This window comes from Cellulosimicrobium sp. SJTW-1 (assembly GCF_047716875.1).
In the GTDB taxonomy this organism is placed as follows: domain Bacteria; phylum Actinomycetota; class Actinomycetes; order Actinomycetales; family Cellulomonadaceae; genus Cellulosimicrobium; species Cellulosimicrobium funkei.
In genome coordinates this window covers 2,787,379-2,810,314 of the sequence record NZ_CP136680.1, presented here as the reverse complement: position 1 = coordinate 2,810,314, position 22,936 = coordinate 2,787,379, and the positions used below count along the sequence as shown (strand labels likewise).

Genomic DNA, 22,936 nt, shown 5'->3' with positions numbered 1-22,936 from the left:
GACGCCGACCCGCTAGGTTGCCCGGGTGGAGACCGGGACCGACCTCGCGCGGCGCTACTACGACGAGGTCGTCGGGCCGATCCTGCTCGGCCGCTGGCCCGGGCTGCCGCACGCGGCGGGACGCCTCGGGAGCGGGTCCGACGTCCTCGGGCTCGACGACGCGACGTCGCGCGACCACGACTGGGGTCTGCGCCTGACGTTGCTGGTCGACGAGCCGATGGTCGACGAGGTCGACGCGCTGCTCGGCGCGGCGCTGCCCGACACGTTCGCCGGGCACCCGACCCGGTTCCCGACCACGTGGAGCCCGCACGGTCCGCACCAGGTCGAGGTGGCGTCGCCGTCGGGCTTCGTCACGTCGCGCCTCGGCGTCGACGCGACGCGACCGCTCGCCGTCGACGACTGGCTCACGCTCACCGGTCAGGCGGTCCTCGAGGTGACGGCCGGGCCGGTGTTCGTGGACACCGGCGGCCAGGTCACCGCGGCGCGCGAGCGCCTCGCCTGGTATCCCGACGACCTGTGGCGGTACGCGGTCGCCGTCGACTGGGCGCGGATCGGGCAGGAGCTGCCGTTCGTCGGCCGGACGGCGAAGCGCGGCGACGACCTCGGGTCGCGCGTCGTCGCCGCCCGGCTCGTGCGCGCAGCGATGCACCTCGGCTTCCTGCTCGAGCGGCACTGGACGCCGTACGCGAAGTGGTTCGGGACGACGTTCGCCGCGCTCCCGCGTGCCGCCGCCGCCGCGCCCGACCTCGCGGAGGCGCTCGCGGCCGACGACTGGCGGGCGCGCGAGGCGGCGCTGTGCCGAGGGCTGGAGACCCTGCACGACCTCCAGGGCGAGGTGGGCCTCCCGACCGTGACCGACGTCGTCGTCCCGTTCTTCGACCGGCCCTTCCGGGGGCTCGGGCCGGTGGCCGACGTGGTGACGTCCGCGATCCAGGACCCGGTGGTGCAGGCGCTGCCACCGGGCGTCGGGACCGTCGAGCAGTGGGTCGACGACGTCGACGTCCTCACGGACCCCGCCCGTCGCGTCGCCGCGGCGCGCGCCGTCGGGCAGGCTGGGACCAGGACCCCCTGACCCGAGAGGAAGCCGTGCGATGACCTCGTCCGCACCCACCCCGGACCCCCTGCCTCGCGGCGGGTGGCCCGGCGCCGAGACGCCCGGTGACGCCCCCTGGTGGACGCGCTCGGTCGTCTACCAGGTGTACCCGCGCTCGTTCCAGGACACCGACGGCGACGGCATCGGGGACCTCCCGGGGATCACGCGACGCCTCGACCACCTGGAGCGCCTGGGCGTCGACGTCGTGTGGCTGTCCCCGGTGTACCGGTCGCCGCAGGCGGACAACGGCTACGACATCAGCGACTACGAGGACGTCGACCCGCTGTTCGGGTCGCTCGCGGACCTCGACGCCCTGATCGAAGGGCTGCACGCGCGCGGGATGAAGCTCGTCATGGACCTCGTCGTCAACCACACGAGCGACGAGCACCCGTGGTTCGTCGAGTCGCGCTCGTCCGCGCAGAGCCCGCGGCGCGACTGGTACTGGTGGCGCCCCGCGCGCGAGGGCATGGAGCCCGGCGCCCCGGGTGCCGAGCCGACCAACTGGCGCTCGTTCTTCGGGGGCAGCGCGTGGCGGTTCGACGAGGCCTCGGGCGAGTACTACCTGCACCTGTTCGACCCCAAGCAGCCGGACCTCAACTGGGAGAACCCCGACGTCCGCGAGGCGGTCTACGCGATGATGCGGCGGTGGCTCGACCGCGGGGTCGACGGCTTCCGCATGGACGTCATCAACCTCATCTCCAAGGACGTCGCGCCCGACGGCTCGCTGCCCGACGGCGAGGTGCACTGGGGCACGTACGGGGACGGGAGCCCGCACTACACGGACGGCCCGCGCGTGCACGAGTTCCTCGCCGAGATGCACCGCGAGGTGTTCGCGCCCTACCTCGCCCGGGGCCGGGAGATCCTCACGGTGGGGGAGACGCCGGGGGTGACGGTCGAGCACGGCGTGCGGTACACCGACCCGGACCGTCGCGAGGTCGACATGGTGTTCCAGTTCGAGCACATGGGCATCGACCACGGCGCGACCCGGTACGACCCGGTCCGGTGGAACCTCGCCGACCTCAAGGCGACCCTCGGCCGGTGGCAGGCGGGCCTCGCCCACCGGGGCTGGAACGCCCTCTACTGGGACAACCACGACCAGCCGCGCGTCGTCTCGCGGTTCGGCGACGACTCCCCGGAGCACCGCGTCGCCTCGGCGAAGGCGCTCGCCCTCCTGCTGCACCTGCACCGCGGCACGCCCTACGTCTACCAGGGCGAGGAGCTCGCCATGACGAACGCGCCGTTCACGCGGATCGAGCAGTACCAGGACGTCGAGTCGCTCGGGTACTTCCGCGAGCTCACCGGTCGCACGGGCGCCCCGCGCCTGCGGACCGACGGGGAGATGCTCGCCGTGCTCGCGCACGCGAGCCGCGACCACGCCCGCACGCCCGTGCAGTGGGACGCGAGCGCGAACGCCGGCTTCACGACGGGGACGCCGTGGCTCGAGGCCAACCCGAACCACACGACGATCAACGCGGAGGCCGCCTGGGCCGACGAGGACTCCGTGCTGCACTTCTACCGGCGGCTCGTCGCCCTGCGCCGGGAGGAGCCGGTCGTCGCGCTCGGCGACTTCCGCATGCTGCTGCCCGACCACGAGGCGGTCTACGCGTTCACGCGCGCCCTCGACGCGCCCGGGCCCGACGGCACGACCGTCCGGGACGAGCTGCTCGTGCTCGTCAACGTCGGTGGCGTCCCGCAGGACGTCCCGGCCGGGACGCTCACGGGCTGGGAGGAGGCGTCGGTCCTGGTGACCACGCACCCCGGGCGGGCCGACGACGGCACCCGGCCGGGCGCCGTCGGGCACCTGGAGCCGTGGGAGGGACGGGTGCTCCGGCGCACCGGGCCGCGCCCCGCACGTCCCAGTGCGTGAGACGGCCGCCTCGACACGTGACATCACCGGGACATGGGCGTACAGTCCCAGACGTGCAGACGATCCTCCTTGTAGTACTTCCTGAGCGCGCCGGCTGAGGCCACGCCACCAGGCTTCGTCAGCGCGCTCACCCCTCGTCCAGCCCGGCATCCCGGGTCCGAGGGGTTTTTTGTTGCCACCACAACGCCATCAGCACGGCAGACAGACCGCGGCAGGCCTACCCGGCCACCGCGAGCGCCGCACCCGCGAGACCCGCGAGGACCGGCACCCGCACACCGCGACCAGCACGACCGCACCACCACGGTCGGCTCCGGCTCCCGGCGGAGCGCCCCACGGGGCGCCCGCCGGGCCGAGGCCACGACACGCAGGAGACACCATGGCCCAGGGTCCCACCCCGGCACCTCCGCGACAGGGCGCCCCGGCGCCCGCCGCCGCGGCGCCGAAGCCCGCCCCGACACCCGCGTCGGTCGCCCCGCGCGGCGACGTCCGGCGCGCAGCCACGGCTCGCCCGGCCGGCGCCTCGAACGGCGCCCCGACGGGCGAGGAGATGACGGGCGCGCAGTCGATCGTCCGCTCGCTCGAGGAGGCCGGTGCCGAGGTCGTCTTCGGCATCCCGGGTGGTGCGATCCTCCCGACGTACGACCCGCTCATGGACTCCCAGCGCCTGCGCCACATCCTCGTGCGCCACGAGCAGGGCGGCGGCCACGCGGCGCAGGGCTACGCCCACGCGACCGGCCGCGTCGGCGTCACCATGGCGACGTCGGGCCCGGGCGCGACGAACCTCGTCACCCCGATCGCCGACGCGAACATGGACTCGATCCCGCTCGTCGCGATCACCGGCCAGGTCGCCGAGTCGATGATCGGCACCGACGGCTTCCAGGAGGCGGACATCGTCGGCATCACGATGCCGATCACCAAGCACTCCTACCTGGTCACCGACCCGGACGACATCCCGCGCACCATCGCCGAGGCGTTCCACATCGCCTCGACCGGCCGCCCGGGCCCGGTGCTCGTCGACATCGCGAAGTCGGCGATGCAGTCCCGCACCACGTTCTCCTGGCCGCAGGACGTGCAGCTCCCGGGCTACCACCCGGTGACGAAGCCGCACAGCAAGCAGATCAAGGAGGCCGCGCGCCTGCTCGCGACGGCCCGGCGCCCGGTCCTGTACGTGGGCGGCGGCGTGATCCGCGCGAACGCGTCGGCCGAGCTGCGCCGCCTCGTCGACCTGTCGGGCGCGCCCGTCGTGACGACGCTCATGGCCCGCGGCGCGGTGCCCGACACGCACCCCCAGAACCTCGGTATGCCCGGCATGCACGGCACCGTCCCGGCCGTGGCGGCGCTGCAGAAGGCCGACCTCGTCGTGTCGCTCGGCGCCCGCTTCGACGATCGCGTCACCGGCGCGCTGTCGAGCTTCGCCCCGCACGCGCAGGTGGTGCACGCCGACATCGACCCCGCGGAGATCGGCAAGAACCGTGACGTGGACGTGCCGATCGTCGGCGACCTCAAGGAGGTCATCACCGACCTGCTGCCGGAGCTCGAGCGTGAGCACGAGGCCAAGGGCAAGCCGGACGTCGAGGCCTGGTGGCGCCAGATCGACGACTGGCGCGAGACGTACCCGCTCGGCTACACGGAGCCCGACGACGGCCACCTCGCCCCGCAGCACGTCATCTCCCGCCTGGGCGAGATCTCGGGCCCCGAGTCGATCTACGTCGCGGGCGTCGGGCAGCACCAGATGTGGGCGGCCCAGTTCATCCGCTACGAGCACCCGCGGACGTGGCTCAACTCCGGCGGCCTCGGCACCATGGGCTTCTCGATCCCGGCGGCCATGGGCGCGAAGGTCGGCCGCCCCGACGCCACGGTGTGGGCGATCGACGGCGACGGCTGCTTCCAGATGACCAACCAGGAGCTCGCCACCTGCACGATCAACGAGATCCCCATCAAGGTCGCGCTGATCAACAACAGCTCGCTCGGCATGGTGCGCCAGTGGCAGACGCTGTTCTACGACCAGCGCTACTCGAACACGGACCTGCACACCGGCCACGGCACGGCGCGCGTGCCCGACTTCGTCAAGCTCGCCGACGCGTACGGGTGCGAGGGCATCCGCGTCGAGTCGATGGGCGAGGTGGACGCCGCGATCAAGCGCGCGATGGAGATCGACGACCGCCCGGTCGTCATCGACTTCAACGTCTCGCGCGACGCGATGGTGTGGCCGATGGTCGCCGCCGGCGTGAGCAACGACGACATCCAGTACGCGCGGGGCATCTCGCCCGCCTGGGACCGGGAGGACTGAGCGAAATGCAGCGGAGGTTGAGGGCCGCAGCGAAGCAAGGCACTCGGCTGCAGCGCAATGCAGCCTCGATCCGACCCCTGTCCCTGGAGGACTGACCGATGTCCCGCCACACCCTCTCCGTGCTCGTCGAGAACAAGCCCGGCGTGCTGACGCGCGTCGCGGGCCTGTTCGCCCGCCGCGCCTTCAACATCCACTCCCTCGCCGTCGGCCCCACGGAGCACGAGGAGATCTCGCGCATCACCGTGGTCGTCGACGTGGAGGAGCGCCCGCTCGAGCAGGTGACGAAGCAGCTCAACAAGCTGGTCAACGTCATCAAGATCGTCGAGCTCGACTCGACCGCCTCGGTGCAGCGCGAGCTCCTGCTCGTCAAGGTCCGCGCCGACGGTGCCCACCGCACCGGCGTCCTCGAGGTCGTCAACCTGTTCCGCGCGAAGGTGGTCGACGTCGTGCCCGACGCCGTGACCATCGAGGCGACCGGCACGGGGGAGAAGCTCGACGCGCTGCTCGGAGCCCTCGAGCCCTACGGCGTGCGCGAGATCGTGAAGTCGGGGACCGTCGCCGTCGGGCGCGGGTCCCGTTCCATCACGGACCGCGCGCTGGAACGCGTCGTCCGCTCCGCCTGACCATCGCCTACCCTCGCACCGAGACCCCCGTGGGCGTCGGCGCGCACCGGTCGCCGTTCCGCGCGACACCGCAACAGACCCCTGCACCGCAACGAAGAACCGAGGAGATCCATCGTGGCTGAGCTGTTCTACGACGACGACGCCGACCTGTCCATCATCCAGAGCAAGAAGGTCGCGATCGTCGGCTACGGGAGCCAGGGCCACGCGCACGCCCAGAACCTGCGCGACTCGGGCGTCGAGGTCGTCGTCGCCCTGCGCGAGGGCTCCAAGTCCGTCGCGAAGGCCCAGGACGAGGGCTTCGAGGTCAAGTCCGTGGCGGACGCCGCCGCGTGGGCCGACCTGATCATGATCCTCGCGCCGGACCAGCACCAGCGCTCGATCTACAACGACGAGATCAAGCCGAACCTCGCCACGGGCAAGACGCTCGCGTTCGCGCACGGGTTCAACATCCGCTTCGGCTACATCGAGGCCCCCGAGGGCGTCGACGTCATCCTCGTCGCCCCGAAGGCGCCGGGCCACACGGTGCGCCGCGAGTTCGTCGCGGGCCGTGGCATCCCGGACATCATCGCCGTCGAGAAGGACGCGTCGGGCCAGGCCTGGGACGTCGCGCTGTCGTACGCGAAGGCGATCGGCGGCACCCGCGCGGGCGTCATCAAGACGACGTTCACCGAGGAGACCGAGACCGACCTGTTCGGCGAGCAGGCCGTGCTCTGCGGCGGTGTGTCGCAGCTCGTCCAGTACGGCTTCGAGACGCTGACCGAGGCCGGCTACCAGCCGGAGATCGCGTACTTCGAGGTGCTGCACGAGCTCAAGCTCATCGTCGACCTCATGTGGGAGGGCGGCATCGCCAAGCAGCGCTGGTCCGTCTCCGACACCGCCGAGTACGGCGACTACGTCTCCGGCCCGCGCGTCATCGACGCCCGCGTCAAGGAGAACATGCAGGGCGTCCTCGCCGACATCCAGTCGGGCGCGTTCGCCAAGCGCTTCATCGACGACCAGGACGCCGGCGCGCCGGAGTTCACGGCACTCCGCGAGAAGGCCGCGCAGCACCCGATCGAGAAGGTCGGCAAGGAGCTGCGGTCGCTGTTCGCGTGGAAGCAGCAGGACGCCGACTACACCGAGGGCAGCGCCGCGCGCTGACCACTCCGCTCCACCGGGGGTGGGTGACCGACTCGCGCGTTCCGTGCGAGGGGTCGCCCACCCCTTCGTCGTCCCACCGGTCGCCGTCGCGACCGGCCGGTGAGCGGTGCGGGTGGTGCGCGGCCCCGTGCGCCAGGATGGGGGCATGACCCGAGAGACGGACGAGGGAGACCCGGTGACGGACGACGTGACGGTGGACGAGCGGGCGGCGGAGATCCTGGCGTTCTGGGAGCTGGCCCGGCCCAGCGCGGGCATGGCGCGGCTCGGCGTCGTCACGGGGACCACGGTGTCCGAGAGCGTCCCGCCCCCGGCGTGGTCGTTCGGGGACAACCCGGCCCTGGCGGACGACCTGCTCATGGCCGTGCTCACGGGCGAGAAGACGGCGACGTCGTCGGCCCTGTGGGAGTACGAGGAGACGGGCGAGGCGGTGCCGCGGGTCGGCGAGCTGTCCATCCTGCTGGACGGTGCGGGCCACCCGCGCGCGCTGATCCGCACCACCTCGGTCGAGATCGTCGCGTTCGAGGACGTCGACGCGGACTTCGCGCACGCGGAGGGCGAGGACGACCGGTCGCTGGAGTCGTGGCGCGTCGAGCACGAGAAGTACTTCCGTCGCGTCCTGTCGCGCGAGTTCGCGCCGGACATGCCGCTGGTGTGCGAGCGGTTCGAGCTGCGCTACCCGCGCTGAGCGCGGCGAGGATGAGCGGTGGCCGGCCGTGCCACGGTCGGCCGGCCACCGCTCGCGAGGTAGGTGAAGAGGACTACCCCGGGACGGAGGGCGCGACGACCGGGTGGTCCGGTCGTCCCGCGGCGGCGAGCAGGAGGGTGCGCACGTCCTCGGCGACGACGGAGCGCGCGCCGCGCAGGACGGCGAGCTCGGGGACGGCGCTCGCGACGACCGCTCCCGTCCGCTGGTCGGTGCCGCGCAGGACGGCGGCGGTCGCCTCGGCGAGCGGCGCACCGCACGCGACGCCCGTGGGCCCGCCGAGCACGACGGCGTCGGGCTCGAGGATGGCGACGACGGGCTGGAGGACGATCGCGACGCGGAGCGCGAGGTCCTGCACGAGGTCGTGCACCGCGGCGCTGTCGCGGTGCGCGGCGAGGGCGGCGACGGCGTCGCCGTAGGAGGAGCCCGCCTCGGTGATGCCGGGGACCCCCGCGCGGGCGCACAGCTCGACGAGGCGGAGACCGCCGACGAGGTCCTGCACGTTGACCGAGTCGTCGATGCCGGCGGCGGGCACGGGGAGGTAGCCGATCTCACCGGCGCCACCCGCGGTGCCGTGGTGCACGCGGCCCTCGAGCCACGCGCCCATGCCGATGCCCTCGCCCAGCCACAGCAGCGCGAAGCTCTCCTCGTCGCGGCCGGCGTCGCGCTCGGCGATCGCGGCGAGGTTGACGTCGTTCTCGACGTGGACGTCGATGCCGAGCGCGTCCTCGAGGTGTGCGCGCAGCCCGCGACGCGGCCAGCCGGGGAGCTCTCCGACGAGGGCGATGTCGCCGGTGCGCGGCGCGACGGCGGCCTGCACGCCGACGACCGCGGTCGCGACACGGGAGACGGGGATGCCGGCGTCGGCGCAGGCCTCGTCGCGCGCGGCGAGGACATCGGCGGCCGCCGAGCGCTCGGGACCGGCGGCGACGGTCGTCTCGCCGAGCGTGCGGCCGAGCGCGTCGACGACGCTGGCGCGCACCCCGCCGGGCACGACGTCGAGCGCGAGTCCCACGACGACGTCGGTCCGGGCGGCGTACTGCGTGGCCTGAGGGCCGCGCGCGCCCTGCACGGAGCCGGTGGGCTCGATGAGTCCCGACTGCTCGAGCCGTGCGACGATCTGGGAGGCGGTCGGTCGCGAGACGCCGGTGCGGTCACCGATCTGGGACCGGGTCAGCGGCCCGACGTCGAGGAGGAGCTCCAGGGCCGCGCGGTCGTTGATGGTGCGCAGGAGCCCCGGGGTGCCGGGAACCCTCGACGTGGCGGGCGCGGTCATGGTCGGTCCTTCGACGGGCTTTAGGAAAGTTTACTAATAGTGGACCGGCTGCGCGCGGAACGCAACTCGACGCCCGTCCGAGACGTGAGACCACCGTCCCGAAGGGTGGCGGCGCGGCGTAGGCTCGCCGGCATGACGCGCACCATTGATCTGGCAGTCGTGGCCGGCGACGGCATCGGGACCGAGGTCGTCGAGCAGGGGCTCGCCGTGCTCGAGGCCGCCGTGGCCGGCTCGGACGTGAAGGTCTCCACGACGCCGTTCGACCTGGGTGCGCGTCGCTGGCACGCGACGGGGGAGACGCTCACCGACGCGGACCTCGACGCGATCCGCGCGCACGACGCGATCCTCCTGGGCGCGATCGGCGACCCGAGCGTCCCGTCCGGCGTCCTCGAGCGCGGCCTGCTGCTCAAGCTGCGCTTCGCGCTCGACCACTACGTCAACCTCCGCCCGGGCAAGCTGTACCCGGGCGTCACGTCGCCGCTCGCCGACCCGGGCGAGATCGACTTCGTCGTCGTGCGCGAGGGCACCGAGGGCCCGTACGTCGGCAACGGCGGCTCGCTGCGCACCGGCACGCCGCACGAGATCGCGACCGAGGTCTCCCTCAACACGGCGTTCGGCGTCGAGCGGGTCGTGCGCGACGCGTTCGCCCGCGCCCAGGCGCGTCCGCGCAAGCACCTCACGCTCGTGCACAAGCACAACGTCCTCGTGCACGCGGGCCACCTGTGGCGCCGCACGGTGGAGGCCGTCAACGCGGAGTTCCCCGACGTCACGACCGACTACCTGCACGTCGACGCCGCGACGATCTTCCTCACGACGAAGCCCTCGCGCTTCGACGTGATCGTCACCGACAACCTGTTCGGCGACATCCTCACCGACCAGGCCGCCGCGATCACGGGCGGGATCGGCCTCGCCGCGTCCGCGAACATCAACCCCGACCGCACCGCGCCGTCGATGTTCGAGCCCGTGCACGGCTCGGCACCGGACATCGCCGGGCAGGGCAAGGCCGACCCGACCGCCACGGTGCTGTCGGTCGCGCTGCTCCTCGACCACCTGGGCCTCGGCGACGAGGCGCAGCGCGTCGAGGCGGCCGTCGCCGCCGACCTCGCCGAGCGGGGGAGCCGAGTACGCTCGACGGCCGAGGTAGGCCGCGAGCTCGCCGCTCGCGTCGCCGGCTGACACGCCGTCACGGGCCCCGCGCGGGCCCGGGCACCGGTTCGTCGCAGTCCCCGCACCTCGGTCGTCATCGCCCCAGGACCGGATCCCTCCCGTTCTGACCCGGTGGCGCCCCGCGTCGTCGTGCCCTCGCGCGGATCCCCGCACGAGCCGCACCGGCGTGGAAAACTAGGCGGAGACCACCCGGGTCGCCAGGTGAAAGGCCTCATGATGAGCACCCTCGCAGCGCAGCACCAGCCGTCCTCCTCGGCGGAGGACCTCGTCGCCCTGTTCGACGTCCGCCCCACGGACTCCCCGACGCCGCCCGCCGAGCGCGAGGCCGCCATCGCGGCCCCGAAGTTCGGCACCGTCTTCACGGACCACATGGCGCGGATCAGCTGGAACTCGACCGACGGGTGGGTCGACCGCCGCGTCGAGAGGTACGGCCCGCTCCTCCTGGACCCGGCGACCGCCGTCCTGCACTACGCGCAGGAGATCTTCGAGGGCATGAAGGCGTACCGCCACGCCGACGGGTCGGTGTGGACGTTCCGGCCCGAGGCCAACGCCGCGCGCTTCGCCCGCTCGGCGCACCGCCTCGCGCTGCCCGCGCTGTCGGTGGACGACTTCGTCGGCTCGATCACCGCGCTCGTGCGCACGGACGTGGACTGGGTCCCGTCGGGCGAGGAGGCGAGCCTCTACCTGCGCCCGTTCATGTACGCCTCGGAGGCGTTCCTCGGCGTGCGCCCGTCGCTCGAGGCGGAGTACCTCGTCATCGCGTCGCCCGTCGGCCCGTACTTCTCGGGCGGCGTGAAGCCCGTGTCCATCTGGGTGGACCGCGAGTACAGCCGCGCCGGCGCGGGCGGCACCGGCGACGCGAAGTGCGGCGGCAACTACGCCTCGAGCCTGCTCCCGCAGGTGGTCGCGCAGCAGCACGGGTGCGAGCAGGTGTGCTTCCTCGACTCCGCGACGCGCACGTTCCTCGAGGAGCTCGGCGGCATGAACGTGTTCGTCGTCAAGGCGGACGGCTCGGTCGAGACGCCGGAGCTCAGCGGCTCGATCCTCGAGGGCGTGACGCGCTCGTCGATCATCCGCCTCCTCACCGACCGCGGGCACGAGGTCGTCGAGCGCCGCATCCCGCTGACCGACGTCCTCGCCGGGATCCGGGACGGCTCCGTGACGGAGGTCTTCGCGTGCGGCACGGCCGCCGTGATCACGCCGATCGGCCGGCTCGCCGGCTCGGACTTCGACCACACGATCGGCACCGGCGAGGCGGGCTCGCTGACCATGACGATCCGCACCGAGCTCACGGACATCCAGACCGGTCGCGCCGCCGACCGCCACGGCTGGCTGCGCCGGCTCGCCTGAGCGCCGGCTGCGTCGGCTCGCCTGAGCCGGCCCGCACGACACGGGGCGCCCCTCCCGCGGGAGGGGCGCCCCGTCGTCGTACGGACTGCGGCGCGGTGGGTCTGCCCGGGTGCTCCGGGTCAGACGACGGGCGCGGGCCGCGCGACGATCGTCCGCCCCGCGACGCCCGCGAGCAGCGACCACACCGCGACGCCGATGAGCAGGTTGATGAGCCCGGACAGCGCCGCCGCGGTGACGTCGCTCGACCACGCGAACGGCAGGACGGCGATCGCCACCACGACGAGCGCCATGATCCAGCCGAAGAACGCGCGCGGCCGGGGCGTGCTGAGGATGAGCAGGTGCAGCACCCCGGCGGCGAGCAGCGCGAGGATCGCGCCGTCGATCGCCCACGCCGCCTGGCGCGACCCCGTGGCGAAGAGGTCGGGCGGCGGGACGAGGGTGATCGCGAAGATGCGCTCGAAGATGATCACGCCGAGCAGCCCGATGAGGGCGGCGACGAGCGCGGTCGCGGCGGCTCCCGCCCAGAACCGGCCGGCCTCGACCGTGAGGCGCGGGTCCGCCGGGCTCACGGGGGTGCGGGGCTCGGGGAACTGGGCCTGCGGGTCCGTCGGGCGGATCGCCGGGGGCGGGGACTGCGGGGGGACCGGCGGCTGGCCGTAGCGCCGCGTCGGAGGGTTCTGCGGGTCGTAACCGCCCGGGGTCGGGTCGCTCATCGTCACTCCTCGCTCGGTCGCCGTCGCGCCGACGGGCGGCGGGCGGCTCAGTGGATGGACGCTCTGGTCCATCCTGGCGGAACCTGTGGCACCATGTGCCCTGTGACACACCTCGTCTCCCAGCTCATTATCGAGTAGCGCGCCCGGTAGCACCCACCGGACGCGCAGACCTCCCGCACCCTCGGGGGGTTTTTTTGTTGCCGGGCACCACCTCCGCCCGGCGGCACGGACGCCGGGCCCACCGCCTCACGAGGGCCCCGCCCGGCGTCGGGAGACGCACCGCAGGGGCGGGCGCAGCGACGCCCGCGACACGACGAACGGCAGGAAGAGGCACCATGACCTCGGCGACGACCCCCGTGACCGGCCCCCACGAGCCCCGGGTCTTCCACGTCTACGACACGACCCTGCGCGACGGCGCGCAGCAGGAGGGCATGAACCTCTCCGTCGCCGACAAGCTCGCCATCGCCCCGCTGCTCGACGAGCTCGGCGTCGGCTTCATCGAGGGCGGCTGGCCGGGCGCCGTGCCCAAGGACACCGAGTTCTTCCGTCGCGCGGCGAAGGAGCTCGACCTGCGGCGGGCGGTGCTCGCGGCGTTCGGCGCGACGCGCAAGGCCGGGCTGCGCGCGTGGGACGACCCGCAGGTGCGGGCGCTCGTCGACTCCGAGGCGCCGGTGGTCACGCTGGTCGCGAAGTCCGACGTCCGGCACGTCGAGCGCGCGCTGCGCACGACGCCCGACGAGGGACTCGCGATGATCACCGACACGGTCTCGTTCCTCGTGGGCGAGGGGCGCCGGGTCGTCGTCGACGCCGAGCACTTCTTCGACGGCTACCGGTACGATGCCGCGTTCACGCGCGCGGCCGTGCAGGCCGCGTTCGAGGCGGGCGCCGAGGTCGTCGCGCTGTGCGACACCAACGGCGGCATGCTCCCCACGTGGGTCGCCGAGACCGTCGCGGAGCTGCGCGACGCCGTCGGGCTCCCGCACGGGCGCGACGCGCTGCCGGGGGACGCGCTGCTCGGGATGCACGCGCACAACGACTCGGGCTGCGCCGTCGCGAACACGCTCGCCGCCGTCGAGGCGGGCGCCGCGCACGTGCAGGGCACGGTGAACGGGTACGGGGAGCGCACGGGCAACGTCGACCTGCTCACGGTCGTGGCGAACCTCGAGCTCAAGCACGGGGTGCGCACGCTCACGGGCGAGGGCCTGGAGGAGGCGACGCGCATCTCGCACGCGATCAGCGAGATCACGAACATCTCCCCGTACGCGCGCCAGCCGTACGTCGGTGCGAGCGCGTTCGCGCACAAGGCGGGCCTGCACGCGAGCGCCATCAAGGTCGACCCGGACCTGTACCAGCACATCGACCCGACGGCGGTGGGCAACGACATCCGCATGCTCGTCTCCGACATGGCGGGCCGGGCGTCGATCGAGCTCAAGGGCCGCGAGCTCGGGTTCGACCTGTCGGGCCAGGGCGACCTCCTCACCCGCGTGACGAACCGCGTCAAGGACGACGAGGCGCGCGGCTACACGTACGAGGCCGCCGACGCGTCGTTCGAGCTGCTGCTGCGCGAGGAGATCGCGGGGGAGCGCCCGCCGTACTTCCGGGTCGAGAGCTGGCGCACGATCGTCGAGCGCGCCGGGTCGCGCGGCACCGAGGCGACGGCGGAGGCGACCGTCAAGCTGCACGCCGGGGGCGAGCGCATCGTCTCCACGGGCGAGGGCAACGGCCCCGTCAACGCGCTCGACCACGCGCTGCGGCTCGCGCTCGGGCGCGTCTACCCGGAGATCGAGGTGTTCGAGCTCATCGACTTCAAGGTGCGCATCCTCGACACCGAGCAGGGCACGGACGCCGTCACGCGCGTGCTCATCGAGACGACCGACGGCTCGACGTCGTGGTCGACGGTCGGCGTCGGGCCCAACCTCATCGAGGCGGCCTGGGAGGCGCTCACCGACTCGGCGATCTACGGGCTGGTCCACGCGGGCGTCGAGCCGCGCTGAGCCGGAGGTGCGCGCGTCGGGCTTAGGGTGGACGCGTGCGTGGTGAGTACAAGGTCCCCGGTGGCAAGCTCGTGGCGGTCGACGTCGAGGTGGAGGCCGGGCGGCTCGCCCGGGTCGCGGTCAGCGGCGACTTCTTCCTCGAGCCGGACGACGCGCTCGAGGACATCGACGGCGCCCTGACGGGCATGCCGGAGACGGCGACGGTGGCGCAGCTCGCGAGCGCCGTGCAGGCCGCGCTCGGCCCTGACGTGACGATGGTCGGGTTCTCGCCCGAGGCGGTCGCGATCGCGGTGCGCCGGGCGCTCGGCCGGGCGACGGGGTGGGGCGACCACACGTTCGAGATCGTGCACGAGGGGCCCGAGGAGCCCGCGATGCACCTCGCGCTCGACCAGGTGCTCACGGAGGAGCTCGACGAGGGCCGTCGTGGCCCCACGCTGCGGATCTGGGAGTGGGCGTCGCCCGCGGTGATCATCGGCTCGTTCCAGTCGCTGCGCAACGAGGTCGACCCGGAGGGCGCGGAGCGGCACGGGGTGACGGTCGTGCGGCGCATCTCGGGCGGGGGCGCGATGTTCGTCGAGCCGGGGAACACCATCACCTACTCGCTGTACGTGCCGGGGTCGCTCGTCGAAGGGCTCAGCTTCGAGCGCTCGTACGCGTTCCTCGACGACTGGGTGCTGGGCGCCCTCGCCGACCTGGGCGTGGAGGCGACGTACAAGCCGCTCAACGACATCGCGTCGCCGGCCGGCAAGATCGCGGGCGCGGCGCAGAAGCGGCTGCGCGGGGGAGCGGTGCTCCACCACGTGACCATGGCGTACGACATCGACGCCGACAAGATGACCGAGGTGCTGCGCATCGGGCGCGAGAAGCTCTCGGACAAGGGCACCACGAGCGCCAACAAGCGCGTCGACCCGGTGCGCTCGCAGACGGGCATGGCGCGCGAGGACGTCATCGAGGCGTTCAAGGACCACTTCCGCTCGCGGTACCGCACGGTCGAGGGTGCGGTCACCCCCGAGGAGCGCGAGCGCGCGCAGGAGCTCGCGCGGACGAAGTTCTCCACGCCGGAGTGGACCGCGCGCGTCCCGTGACGCGCGGGGTGCTGCGCGGGGACGTGCGCGGCCGGCGCGGGATTGTGACGCCCGCCCGCGGGCAGGGCCCCGCGGCCTGAGCGGTCGCCAGAGCCGGGCGACGCCCGGCGATTGTTAAGAACGTGCAACGTCTGCCGTCGTGGCTTCCGTTCGCGCGCGCGTGGCAGTAATCTCCACGCATACGTCCACTGATGGAAGTAAGTTTCACACCGCGGGAGCCGACCGGCCGCGCGGGACCGTCAGGACACACGACACGGCCGTTCCCCCGACGGCCGACCAGAAAGGAAGTGTCACGGCATGCAGCGACGCAGCACGGTGGCCGTCACGGGCACCCTCGTCCTCGCGCTCGGCCTGGCCGCGTGCAGCTCCGGCGGCGGGTCCGGCTCCGAGGGGACCGGTGGCGACGACGCGACCGACTTCTCGGGCGAGACCCTCACCGTCTGGATCATGGAGGGCACCAACCCCGACGCGGACGCGTTCTTCGACGAGGTGACGACCGCGTTCAAGGACGAGACCGGCGCCGACCTCCAGATCGAGTTCCAGCCGTGGGCCAGCGCCCACGACAAGTTCACGACCGCCATCGCCGGCGGCACGACGCCGGACGTCGCCGAGGTGGGCACCACCTGGACGGGCGAGTTCGCGGACGTCGGCGCGCTCGCCGACCTCTCCGACCGCATCGCGGACGCCGGCCTCGAGGACGACCTCGTCCCCGGGCTCGTCGAGTCCGCGACCCTCGACGGCGGCGTCTACGGCATGCCGTGGTACGCGGGCGTGCGCTCTGTCGTCTACCGCGCCGACCTCTTCGAGGCCGCGGGCATCGAGACCCCGACGTCGTGGGACGAGCTCGTCGCCGCGGCGGACGCGCTCAAGGCGGCGAACCCGGAGATCATCCCGTTCCCCGTCGCGGGCGACAGCCAGTACGGCGCCATGCCGTTCGTCTGGGGCGCGGGCGGTGACCTCGCGGTGAAGGACGGCGACACCTGGACGTCGGAGATCAGCTCGCCGGAGTCGGTCGAGGGCCTCGAGTTCTACACCGGCCTCGCGACCGAGCACGGCTTCTCGACCGCCGCCGCGACGACGTGGAAGGAGACGGACCTCCTCGCCGCGTTCGAGCAGGGCCAGGTCGGCATGATGATCTCCGGCAGCTGGACGCCGGGCAAGATCCTCGCCGACGTCCCGGACATGGAGGGCAAGATCGGCGCCTTCCCGATCCCCGGCCAGACCGAGGGGCTGTCCGACTCGTTCCTCGGCGGCTCGCACCTCGGCGTCTTCGAGGCCAGCGAGAAGCAGGACCTCGCGTGGAAGTTCGTCGAGATGATGACGACCGGCGAGTTCGCGCAGGCGTGGGGCGAGCAGTCCGGCTACTTCCCGGGCCAGACGTCGCTCCTCGAGAAGGTCATCGAGGAGGACGACCCGATCGTCGCGCCGTTCGCCCAGCAGATGGTCGAGGCCGGCCGCTCGGTCCCGGTCACGCCGCTCTACGGCCAGATCCAGGGCAAGAAGACGCTGGAGACGATGCTCCAGTCCGTCCTGTCGGGCAGCGCGACCGTCCAGGAGGCCGCCGACACCGCGGCCGCCGACATGGACGAGACGTTCGGCTCCTGACCTGACGCGTCCGGCCGCGGGCAGCACGCCCGCGGCCGGACGCCGCCCTCCGTCGGCACCCCGACCGCCGGCGCCCGCACCACGCCCCGCACCCCGCGACAGGACCTCTCCCATGGCAGACCTTCGAGCCGCGCCCGGCGCCTCGCCGGCCCCGGCCACCCCGGCCGACCGGCCGCCGTCGAGCACCGTGCCGACCGCCGCACGACGGCGCCGCACGGGCCTCGGCCACCGTTCCCCCCTGCGCCCCTGGCTGCTGCTGGCCCCGGGACTCGTCGTCCTCGGCGTCCTGCTCCTGTGGCCGCTCGTGCGCGTCGTGCTGCTCTCGCTGCAGGACTACGGCCTGCGGCAGATCGCGAGCGGCGAGTCGAACTGGATCGGGCTCCAGAACTACGCCGACCTGCTCGGCGACAGCTATCTGTGGACCACGGTCCTGCCCAACACCGTGCTGTTCGCCCTCGCGTGCGTCGTGCTCACGGTCGCGCTCGGGACGGCGGTCGCGCTGTTCCTCAACACGCTCGGCGGGTTCTGGCGGGGCGTCGGCGCGACGGCGATCATGGTCGCCTGGGCGGTCCCGGCGATCACGGGCACGTACGTGTGGGTGTGGATCTTCGACCCGCTGAACGGCCTCGTCGCCTCGGTGCTGGAGGGCGTGGGCGCGATCGAGCCCGGCACGGTCAACTGGTTCACGGAGCGCCTGTCGTTCTACGCGATCGCGACGCTCAACGTGGTGCACCACGGGTTCCCGTTCGTCGCGATCACCGTGCTCGCGGGGCTCATGACGATCCCGCACGAGCTGCAGGAGGCCGCCAAGGTCGACGGCGCGACGGCGTGGCGCCGGTTCTGGGCCATCACCGCGCCCATCCTGCGCCCCGTGTTCGCGGTCGTGACGATCCTGTCGACCATCTGGGATTTCAAGGTCTTCACGCAGATCTACCTCATGCCCGGCGGCAACGGCGGGAACAAGGACGTCTTCAACCTCGGCGTGTGGTCGTACATCCAGTCGTTCGCGCAGGGCAAGTACGGCATGGGCGCGGCGATCGCGGTCCTGCTCACGCTCATCCTGCTCGGCATCACGCTCGTGTACATGCGCACCCTGTTCAAGGAGGAGGAGCTGTGAGCGCCGCCGTCGTCGACACCCGCGCCACCCCCGGGCCCGGCGCCCGCACCGAGCAGGTGCTGCGCGCCCGCCGCCGCCGACCTGGCGTCGCGGCGGCCAAGACCCTGGGGATCGTCGCCCTCCTCGTCTTCTCGCTCTTCCCCGCCTACTGGATGTTCTCCTCGGCGATCGACCCGGAGGCCGCGACGCGCGGCGCCCGGCTCCTTCCCGCCGGCGTCACGTGGGACAACTTCGTCACCGTGATCGACGACGGCGGGTTCGGCCACTACCTGCGCAACTCGGTGCTCGTCGCGCTCGGCACGGTGCTCGCGTCGTCGGTCGTGGCGCTGCTCGCCGCCGTCGCGGTGAGCCGGTTCCGCTTCCGGTTCCGCAAGTCGATGCTCGTGCTCATCCTCATGGTGCAGATGGTGCCGCTCGAGGCGCTCGTCATCCCGCTGTTCATCCAGATGCGCAACCTCAACATGCTCAACTCGCTCCTGGGCCTGGCGGTCGTGTACCTCGCGTTCGCGCTGCCCTTCGCGATCTGGACGCTGCGCGGCTTCGTCGCCGCGGTCCCGGTCGAGCTCGAGGAGGCGGCGTTCCTCGACGGCGCGTCGTGGGGGCGCATGTTCTGGAAGGTCCTGGTGCCGCTCGTCGCGCCCGGGGTCGTCGCGACGAGCGTCTTCTCCTTCATCACCGCGTGGAACGAGTTCATCTTCGCGCTGACGTTCCTCCAGCAGTCGAGCAAGTACACCGTGCCGATCGGGCTGCAGAAGTTCTTCGGCGAGAACACGACCGACTGGGGCGCCGTCATGGCCGCGTCGACGATCATCACGCTGCCCGTGCTCGTGTTCTTCGTCCTCGTGCAGCGCAACCTGTCCTCGGGCCTCACCGCCGGGTCGGTGAAGGGATGAGCGGCGCGACGCCTCCGGCCGCGGCCCCGACCGGGGCGCAGCGCGCGGCCGACGTGGTGCGCTCCGTGAACGGCGTGCTCCTGCCCGGGTTCACCGGCACGGACGACCTGCCGGCGTGGCTCGTCGACGCGGCGCGCGACGGCCTGGCCGGGGTCGTGCTGTTCGGGCACAACACGCCCGACGTCGCGACCACCGCGCGGCTCACCGCGCGCCTGCGCGGCGCGTCGCCCGACCTGCTCGTCGCGGTCGACGAGGAGGGCGGGGACGTGTCCCGGCTCGAGGCCGCGACCGGCTCGAGCCTGCCCGGCAACGCGGCCCTCGGGCTGGTCGACGACGTCGCGGTCACCGAGGAGGTCGGCGCCGCGCTCGGTCGTCTGCTCACCGCGACCGGTGTCGACCTCGACCTCGCGCCCGACCTCGACGTGAACTCCGACCCCGACAACCCCGTGATCGGCGTGCGCTCGTTCGGCGCGGACCCCGCGCTCGTCGCCCGCCACGGCGCGGCGTTCGTCCGCGGACTGCACGCGGGCGGCGCGGGTGCGTGCGGCAAGCACTTCCCAGGGCACGGCGCGACAAACGTCGACTCGCACCTCGCCCTCCCGGTCGTGGACGCGAGCCTCGACGAGCTCCGCGCGCGCGACCTGCCCCCGTTCGTCGCGACCATGGCCCCGGACGCCGGACCCGGCGACGTGCTGCTCGACGCCGTGATGACGGCGCACGTCGTCGTCGCCGCGCTCGGCGCGCTGCCCGCGACGCTCGAGCCCGCCGTCGGCGCGCTCGTGCGCGAGCTCGGGTTCGACGGCCCGATCGTCACCGACGCGCTCGACATGGGCGCGGTCGCGACGTTCGCGGCGGACGGCGCGGGCTCCTCGTCCCGTGCCGACGACGCCGCGCCGCACGGCATCGGCGAGGTCGCGGTCCGCGCGGTGGAGGCCGGCGCCGACCTGCTGTGCCTGGGCACGACCGTCGGTCGCGACGACGAGGTCCTGTTCCGCCAGGCGCAGCGCGCGCTCGTGGACGCCGTCGCGTCCGGCCGGGTCACGGTCGAGCGCCTGCACGCGTCCGCCGCGCGCACGGCGCGCACCCTCGCCGCGGTGCGCGCGCGCCAGGCCGCGAGCGGCGTCGTCCCCTCGCCGGAGTCCGCGCGCGCCGCGCTCGACGCCCTCGACCAGGTGGGTGCCCGCGTCGCGGCGCGCGCCGTCCGGTTCGCCGGGCCCGCGCCGCAGGATCCGCCCGTCCCCACGGCACCCGACGTCGTCGACCTGCGCCTGCGGTTCGACCACGCCGCGGGCCGCACCGCGCAGCACGTCCAGCGCGCGCTCGACGACGCGTTCGGCCCCGACGTGCGGCACCTGCGCCCGGCCGACGCCGAGGCGTGGGCGCGCACGCTCGACGCCGTGCGCGCGGCCGACCGCCCGCTCGTCGTCCTCACGCGCGAGCCGGTCCCCGGCTCGGGCGAGCACGAGCGGCTCACCGAGCTGCTCGCCGCGCGGCCCCACGCCGCCGTCGTGCACACCGGGTTCCCCGGTGCCGTCGGCGCGTGGTTCGGCGCGGACCGCACGGTCGTGGTCGCGTGCGGGACGGGGCGCGCCAACGCGCGCGCCGCCGTCGCGCTCCTGCAGGGGGCCGCGGGCCCGCGCACGAGCCCGGACCCGGAGACGCGTGGCGCCGACCTGACCGTCGGCGCGGCGGGGGAGGGAGAGCGATGATCGTCCTCGGACTGTCCTCCGGCACGTCGGTCGACGCGATCGACGCGGCCGCGGCCGACCTCACGCTCGGCGACGACGGCGTGCTGCGCATGCGGCCCCTCGGCCACACGGAGTACGCGTGGCCGCGCGCCCTGCGCGAGCGCATCCTCAAGGCGTTGCCGCCCGCCGCCGTCGACGTGGCCGAGGTGGCCCAGCTCGACACCCTCATCGGGCAGGAGCTCGGCCGCGCCGGTCGGCGCGCGATCGACGACGTCGCCGGCGGTGACGTCGACCTCGTCGCGTCCCACGGCCAGACGATCTACCACTGGGTCGTCGGGGCGCGGGCCCGCGGCACGCTCCAGCTCGGCAACGCCGCGTGGGTCGCCGAGCACGTCAAGCGCCCGGTCATCAGCGACTTCCGCGTGGCCGACGTCGCGGCGGGCGGCCACGGCGCGCCGCTCGTCAGCGTGCTCGACGCGCTCTGGCTCGGGCGCGAGGACGCGGGCGCCGACGCGACCGCGGACGCCGGGCTCACCGCGGCGCTCAACATCGGGGGGATCGCGAACGTGTCCCTCGTGGGGCGCGTCGACGACCCGGTCACCGGCTGGGACACGGGCCCGGGCAACTGCCTGCTCGACGTCGCGGTCGCGGCGCTCACCGACGGCCGTCTCGCGTACGACAAGGACGGCGAGCTCGCCGCGCAGGGCACGGTCGACCCGGTGGCGCTCGCCGCCCTGCTCGACGACCCGTACTTCGCCGCGCCGGCCCCGAAGTCGACGGGCCGCGAGCTCTTCGACACGACGTACACGGCCCGCCGGCTCGCGTCCGTGCGCCCGGGGCTCACCGGCCCCGACCTCGTCGCGACGCTCACCGAGCTCACCGCGGTCAGTGTCGCCGACGCGCTCGCGGGCCGCGACGTGCGCCGCGTCGTCGCGTCCGGCGGGGGAGCACGCAACCCCGTGCTCCTCGACCGGCTGCGCGCGGCGCTCGCCGAGCGCGTGCCGCACGCGTGCGACGTCGTGACGTCCGAGGCGCTCGGCCTGCCGGTCGACGCGAAGGAGGCGTACCTCTTCGCGCTCCTCGGCTTCCTGTCGGCCCACGGGCTGCCGGGCACCGCCGCCGGCGAGCACCGCCGTCGGGCGACGGGGGCCCGCCGCGCGGTCGTCCTCGGCTCGCTCACCCCGCCCACGCCGCTGCCGTGGCCCGCCGCGAGCGGCCCGGTGCGCCGTCTGGCGCTCGCCAACACCCCGCACGGCCTGCACCCGGGCCCGCGCACCCAGGGTCCGCTGCCGGACCCGACGAAGGGAACCTCCCGATGACCGACCCGACCGTCGCCACGAGCGGCACTCCGAGCGGGGCTGCGAGCACCACCTCGAGCCCCGACGAGTGGCAGGAGCTGGTGCGCCTCGCCTCGCCGACCGAGGAGCGCAACCCGCGCACGACCGACGTCGACCTGCTCCCGACGGCGGACGTCGTCCGGCTCATCACCGAGGAGGACGCCGTCGTCGCTGACGCGGTGCGGGCCCAGCGCGGCCGCATCGCGCAGGCCGTCGACCTCGCCGTGGAGGCGCTGGGCTCCGGCGGCCGCGTGCACTACGTGGGGTCGGGCACGTCGGGCCGCCTCGGCGTGCTCGACGCCGTCGAGCTCCTGCCGACGTACGGCGTGGGCGAGGAGTGGTTCGTCGCGCACCTCGCGGGCGGCGTGGGCGCGATGATGCTGGCCGTCGAGGGGGCGGAGGACGACGTGGCGCTCGGGCGCGCCGACGTCGACGCGGTCGGCCCGCGCGACGTCGTCGTCGGGCTCGCGGCGAGCGGCCGCACCCCGTACGTGCGCGGGGCACTCGACGTCGCGCGCGAGCGCGGGGCGCGCACGGTGCTCGTCTCGGCCAACCCCGACGCGCCGCTCGCGGCCGGGGTGGACGTCGCGATCCTCGTCGACACGGGCCCCGAGGTCGTCACGGGCTCCACGCGCATGAAGGCGGCGACGGCCCAGAAGCTCGTGCTCAACACGTTCTCGACCGCGACGATGATCCGCCTCGGCAAGACGTACTCGAACCTCATGATCGACGTGCGCCCGACCAACCAGAAGCTGCGCGCACGCATCGTCCGGATGCTCGTGCAGGCGACCGGGCTGGGCTCGGCGGAGTGCGAGGACGTGCTGCGCGCGGCCGACGGCGAGGTGCACGTCGCGCTCGTGATGCTCCTCGCGGGCGTCGAGGCCGACGCCGCGCGCGAGTCGCTGGCCGGCGACGGCGTGGCCGGCGTCCGCGGCGCGCTCGCCCGGCTGGGCGCACTCCCCGCGCGATGACCACCCTGCCGAGGGAGAGGCCGG

General features: G+C 73.6%; 18 protein-coding genes. 16 read left to right on the top strand and 2 right to left on the bottom strand.

Annotated elements, in window-relative coordinates; translation table 11 throughout:
* The first annotated feature begins 25 nt into the window (after nucleotides 1-25).
* The 6 genes from RSE42_RS12835 (at nucleotide 26) to RSE42_RS12810 (ending at nucleotide 7,698) form a co-directional block, all read left to right on the top strand.
* Nucleotides 26-1,072, top strand: a complete 1,047-nt coding sequence (locus RSE42_RS12835) for a DUF4037 domain-containing protein (RefSeq protein ID WP_415296505.1) — start codon at nucleotides 26-28, stop codon at nucleotides 1,070-1,072.
* Between the two features lie 19 nt (nucleotides 1,073-1,091).
* Nucleotides 1,092-2,960, top strand: coding sequence for an alpha-glucosidase (locus tag RSE42_RS12830; RefSeq protein WP_415296503.1), 1,869 nt, complete (start codon nucleotides 1,092-1,094; stop codon nucleotides 2,958-2,960).
* Between the two features lie 376 nt (nucleotides 2,961-3,336).
* Complete coding sequence (locus RSE42_RS12825; RefSeq protein WP_034654410.1) at nucleotides 3,337-5,250, top strand: acetolactate synthase large subunit; 1,914 nt, start codon at nucleotides 3,337-3,339, stop codon at nucleotides 5,248-5,250.
* 98 nt (nucleotides 5,251-5,348) lie between these two features.
* A complete protein-coding gene (ilvN, locus tag RSE42_RS12820; RefSeq protein ID WP_074809857.1) occupies nucleotides 5,349-5,873 on the top strand; it encodes an acetolactate synthase small subunit in 525 nt (174 codons plus the stop codon).
* 114 nt (nucleotides 5,874-5,987) lie between these two features.
* Entirely contained in the window at nucleotides 5,988-7,013 is a 1,026-nt protein-coding gene (gene ilvC / locus RSE42_RS12815) for a ketol-acid reductoisomerase (protein WP_021481959.1), read from the top strand.
* Between the two features lie 145 nt (nucleotides 7,014-7,158).
* Nucleotides 7,159-7,698, top strand: a complete 540-nt coding sequence (locus RSE42_RS12810) for an ASCH domain-containing protein (protein WP_175008252.1) — start codon at nucleotides 7,159-7,161, stop codon at nucleotides 7,696-7,698.
* Nucleotides 7,699-7,771: 73 nt separating this feature from the next.
* On the opposite strand, the gene RSE42_RS12805 is transcribed toward RSE42_RS12810, so the two are convergent.
* Nucleotides 7,772-8,992 (bottom strand): ROK family transcriptional regulator, encoded by a 1,221-nt coding sequence (locus RSE42_RS12805; RefSeq protein ID WP_415296500.1) that lies wholly within the window; start codon nucleotides 8,990-8,992, stop codon nucleotides 7,772-7,774.
* A 132-nt stretch (nucleotides 8,993-9,124) separates the two neighbouring features.
* Between RSE42_RS12805 and RSE42_RS12800 the strand changes: the two genes are divergently transcribed.
* Nucleotides 9,125-10,168, top strand: a complete 1,044-nt coding sequence (locus RSE42_RS12800; protein ID WP_415296498.1) for a 3-isopropylmalate dehydrogenase — start codon at nucleotides 9,125-9,127, stop codon at nucleotides 10,166-10,168.
* 207 nt (nucleotides 10,169-10,375) lie between these two features.
* Nucleotides 10,376-11,509: a branched-chain amino acid aminotransferase gene (locus tag RSE42_RS12795; protein WP_034654423.1), complete on the top strand. Its 1,134-nt coding sequence runs from the start codon at nucleotides 10,376-10,378 to the stop codon at nucleotides 11,507-11,509.
* 119 nt (nucleotides 11,510-11,628) lie between these two features.
* On the opposite strand, the gene RSE42_RS12790 is transcribed toward RSE42_RS12795, so the two are convergent.
* Complete coding sequence (locus tag RSE42_RS12790; RefSeq protein ID WP_051028087.1) at nucleotides 11,629-12,222, bottom strand: hypothetical protein; 594 nt, start codon at nucleotides 12,220-12,222, stop codon at nucleotides 11,629-11,631.
* Between the two features lie 335 nt (nucleotides 12,223-12,557).
* Between RSE42_RS12790 and cimA the strand changes: the two genes are divergently transcribed.
* The 8 genes from cimA (at nucleotide 12,558) to RSE42_RS12750 (ending at nucleotide 22,912) form a co-directional block, all read left to right on the top strand.
* Nucleotides 12,558-14,216 (top strand): citramalate synthase, encoded by a 1,659-nt coding sequence (gene cimA / locus RSE42_RS12785; RefSeq protein ID WP_415296496.1) that lies wholly within the window; start codon nucleotides 12,558-12,560, stop codon nucleotides 14,214-14,216.
* A 35-nt stretch (nucleotides 14,217-14,251) separates the two neighbouring features.
* The gene (locus tag RSE42_RS12780; protein WP_034654406.1) at nucleotides 14,252-15,301 is read left to right on the top strand and encodes a biotin/lipoate A/B protein ligase family protein; all 1,050 of its coding nucleotides are present in this window, start codon (nucleotides 14,252-14,254) and stop codon (nucleotides 15,299-15,301) included.
* A gap of 297 nt (nucleotides 15,302-15,598) precedes the next feature.
* Nucleotides 15,599-16,906, top strand: a complete 1,308-nt coding sequence (locus tag RSE42_RS12775) for a sugar ABC transporter substrate-binding protein (RefSeq protein WP_034654404.1) — start codon at nucleotides 15,599-15,601, stop codon at nucleotides 16,904-16,906.
* Between the two features lie 112 nt (nucleotides 16,907-17,018).
* Nucleotides 17,019-18,023 (top strand): carbohydrate ABC transporter permease, encoded by a 1,005-nt coding sequence (locus tag RSE42_RS12770; protein ID WP_415296494.1) that lies wholly within the window; start codon nucleotides 17,019-17,021, stop codon nucleotides 18,021-18,023.
* A 56-nt stretch (nucleotides 18,024-18,079) separates the two neighbouring features.
* Nucleotides 18,080-18,916, top strand: coding sequence for a carbohydrate ABC transporter permease (locus RSE42_RS12765; RefSeq protein ID WP_371810625.1), 837 nt, complete (start codon nucleotides 18,080-18,082; stop codon nucleotides 18,914-18,916).
* Complete coding sequence (locus RSE42_RS12760; RefSeq protein ID WP_415296492.1) at nucleotides 18,913-20,625, top strand: glycoside hydrolase family 3 N-terminal domain-containing protein; 1,713 nt, start codon at nucleotides 18,913-18,915, stop codon at nucleotides 20,623-20,625. The genes RSE42_RS12765 and RSE42_RS12760 overlap by 4 nt, the downstream gene beginning before the upstream one ends.
* A complete protein-coding gene (locus RSE42_RS12755; RefSeq protein WP_415296491.1) occupies nucleotides 20,622-21,923 on the top strand; it encodes an anhydro-N-acetylmuramic acid kinase in 1,302 nt (433 codons plus the stop codon). Before RSE42_RS12760 ends, RSE42_RS12755 begins: the two co-directional genes overlap by 4 nt.
* Nucleotides 21,920-22,912 (top strand): N-acetylmuramic acid 6-phosphate etherase, encoded by a 993-nt coding sequence (locus tag RSE42_RS12750; RefSeq protein WP_415296489.1) that lies wholly within the window; start codon nucleotides 21,920-21,922, stop codon nucleotides 22,910-22,912. The genes RSE42_RS12755 and RSE42_RS12750 overlap by 4 nt, the downstream gene beginning before the upstream one ends.
* Nucleotides 22,913-22,936 lie beyond the last annotated feature (24 nt).

What these genes read in the sequence shown, in the direction of transcription:
- RSE42_RS12810 (WP_175008252.1), top strand. Translation starts at nt 7,159, where the DNA reads ATGACCCGAGAGACGGACGAGGGAGACCCGGTGACGGACGACGTGACG.
- RSE42_RS12800 (WP_415296498.1), top strand. Translation starts at nt 9,125, where the DNA reads ATGACGCGCACCATTGATCTGGCAGTCGTGGCCGGCGACGGCATCGGG.
- RSE42_RS12805 (WP_415296500.1), bottom strand. Translation starts at nt 8,992, where the DNA reads ATGACCGCGCCCGCCACGTCGAGGGTTCCCGGCACCCCGGGGCTCCTG.
- RSE42_RS12750 (WP_415296489.1), top strand. Translation starts at nt 21,920, where the DNA reads ATGACCGACCCGACCGTCGCCACGAGCGGCACTCCGAGCGGGGCTGCG.
- RSE42_RS12760 (WP_415296492.1), top strand. Translation starts at nt 18,913, where the DNA reads ATGAGCGGCGCGACGCCTCCGGCCGCGGCCCCGACCGGGGCGCAGCGC.
- RSE42_RS12755 (WP_415296491.1), top strand. Translation starts at nt 20,622, where the DNA reads ATGATCGTCCTCGGACTGTCCTCCGGCACGTCGGTCGACGCGATCGAC.
- RSE42_RS12770 (WP_415296494.1), top strand. Translation starts at nt 17,019, where the DNA reads ATGGCAGACCTTCGAGCCGCGCCCGGCGCCTCGCCGGCCCCGGCCACC.
- RSE42_RS12790 (WP_051028087.1), bottom strand. Translation starts at nt 12,222, where the DNA reads ATGAGCGACCCGACCCCGGGCGGTTACGACCCGCAGAACCCTCCGACG.
- RSE42_RS12830 (WP_415296503.1), top strand. Translation starts at nt 1,092, where the DNA reads ATGACCTCGTCCGCACCCACCCCGGACCCCCTGCCTCGCGGCGGGTGG.
- cimA (WP_415296496.1), top strand. Translation starts at nt 12,558, where the DNA reads ATGACCTCGGCGACGACCCCCGTGACCGGCCCCCACGAGCCCCGGGTC.
- RSE42_RS12795 (WP_034654423.1), top strand. Translation starts at nt 10,376, where the DNA reads ATGAGCACCCTCGCAGCGCAGCACCAGCCGTCCTCCTCGGCGGAGGAC.
- RSE42_RS12825 (WP_034654410.1), top strand. Translation starts at nt 3,337, where the DNA reads ATGGCCCAGGGTCCCACCCCGGCACCTCCGCGACAGGGCGCCCCGGCG.
- ilvN (WP_074809857.1), top strand. Translation starts at nt 5,349, where the DNA reads ATGTCCCGCCACACCCTCTCCGTGCTCGTCGAGAACAAGCCCGGCGTG.
- RSE42_RS12775 (WP_034654404.1), top strand. Translation starts at nt 15,599, where the DNA reads ATGCAGCGACGCAGCACGGTGGCCGTCACGGGCACCCTCGTCCTCGCG.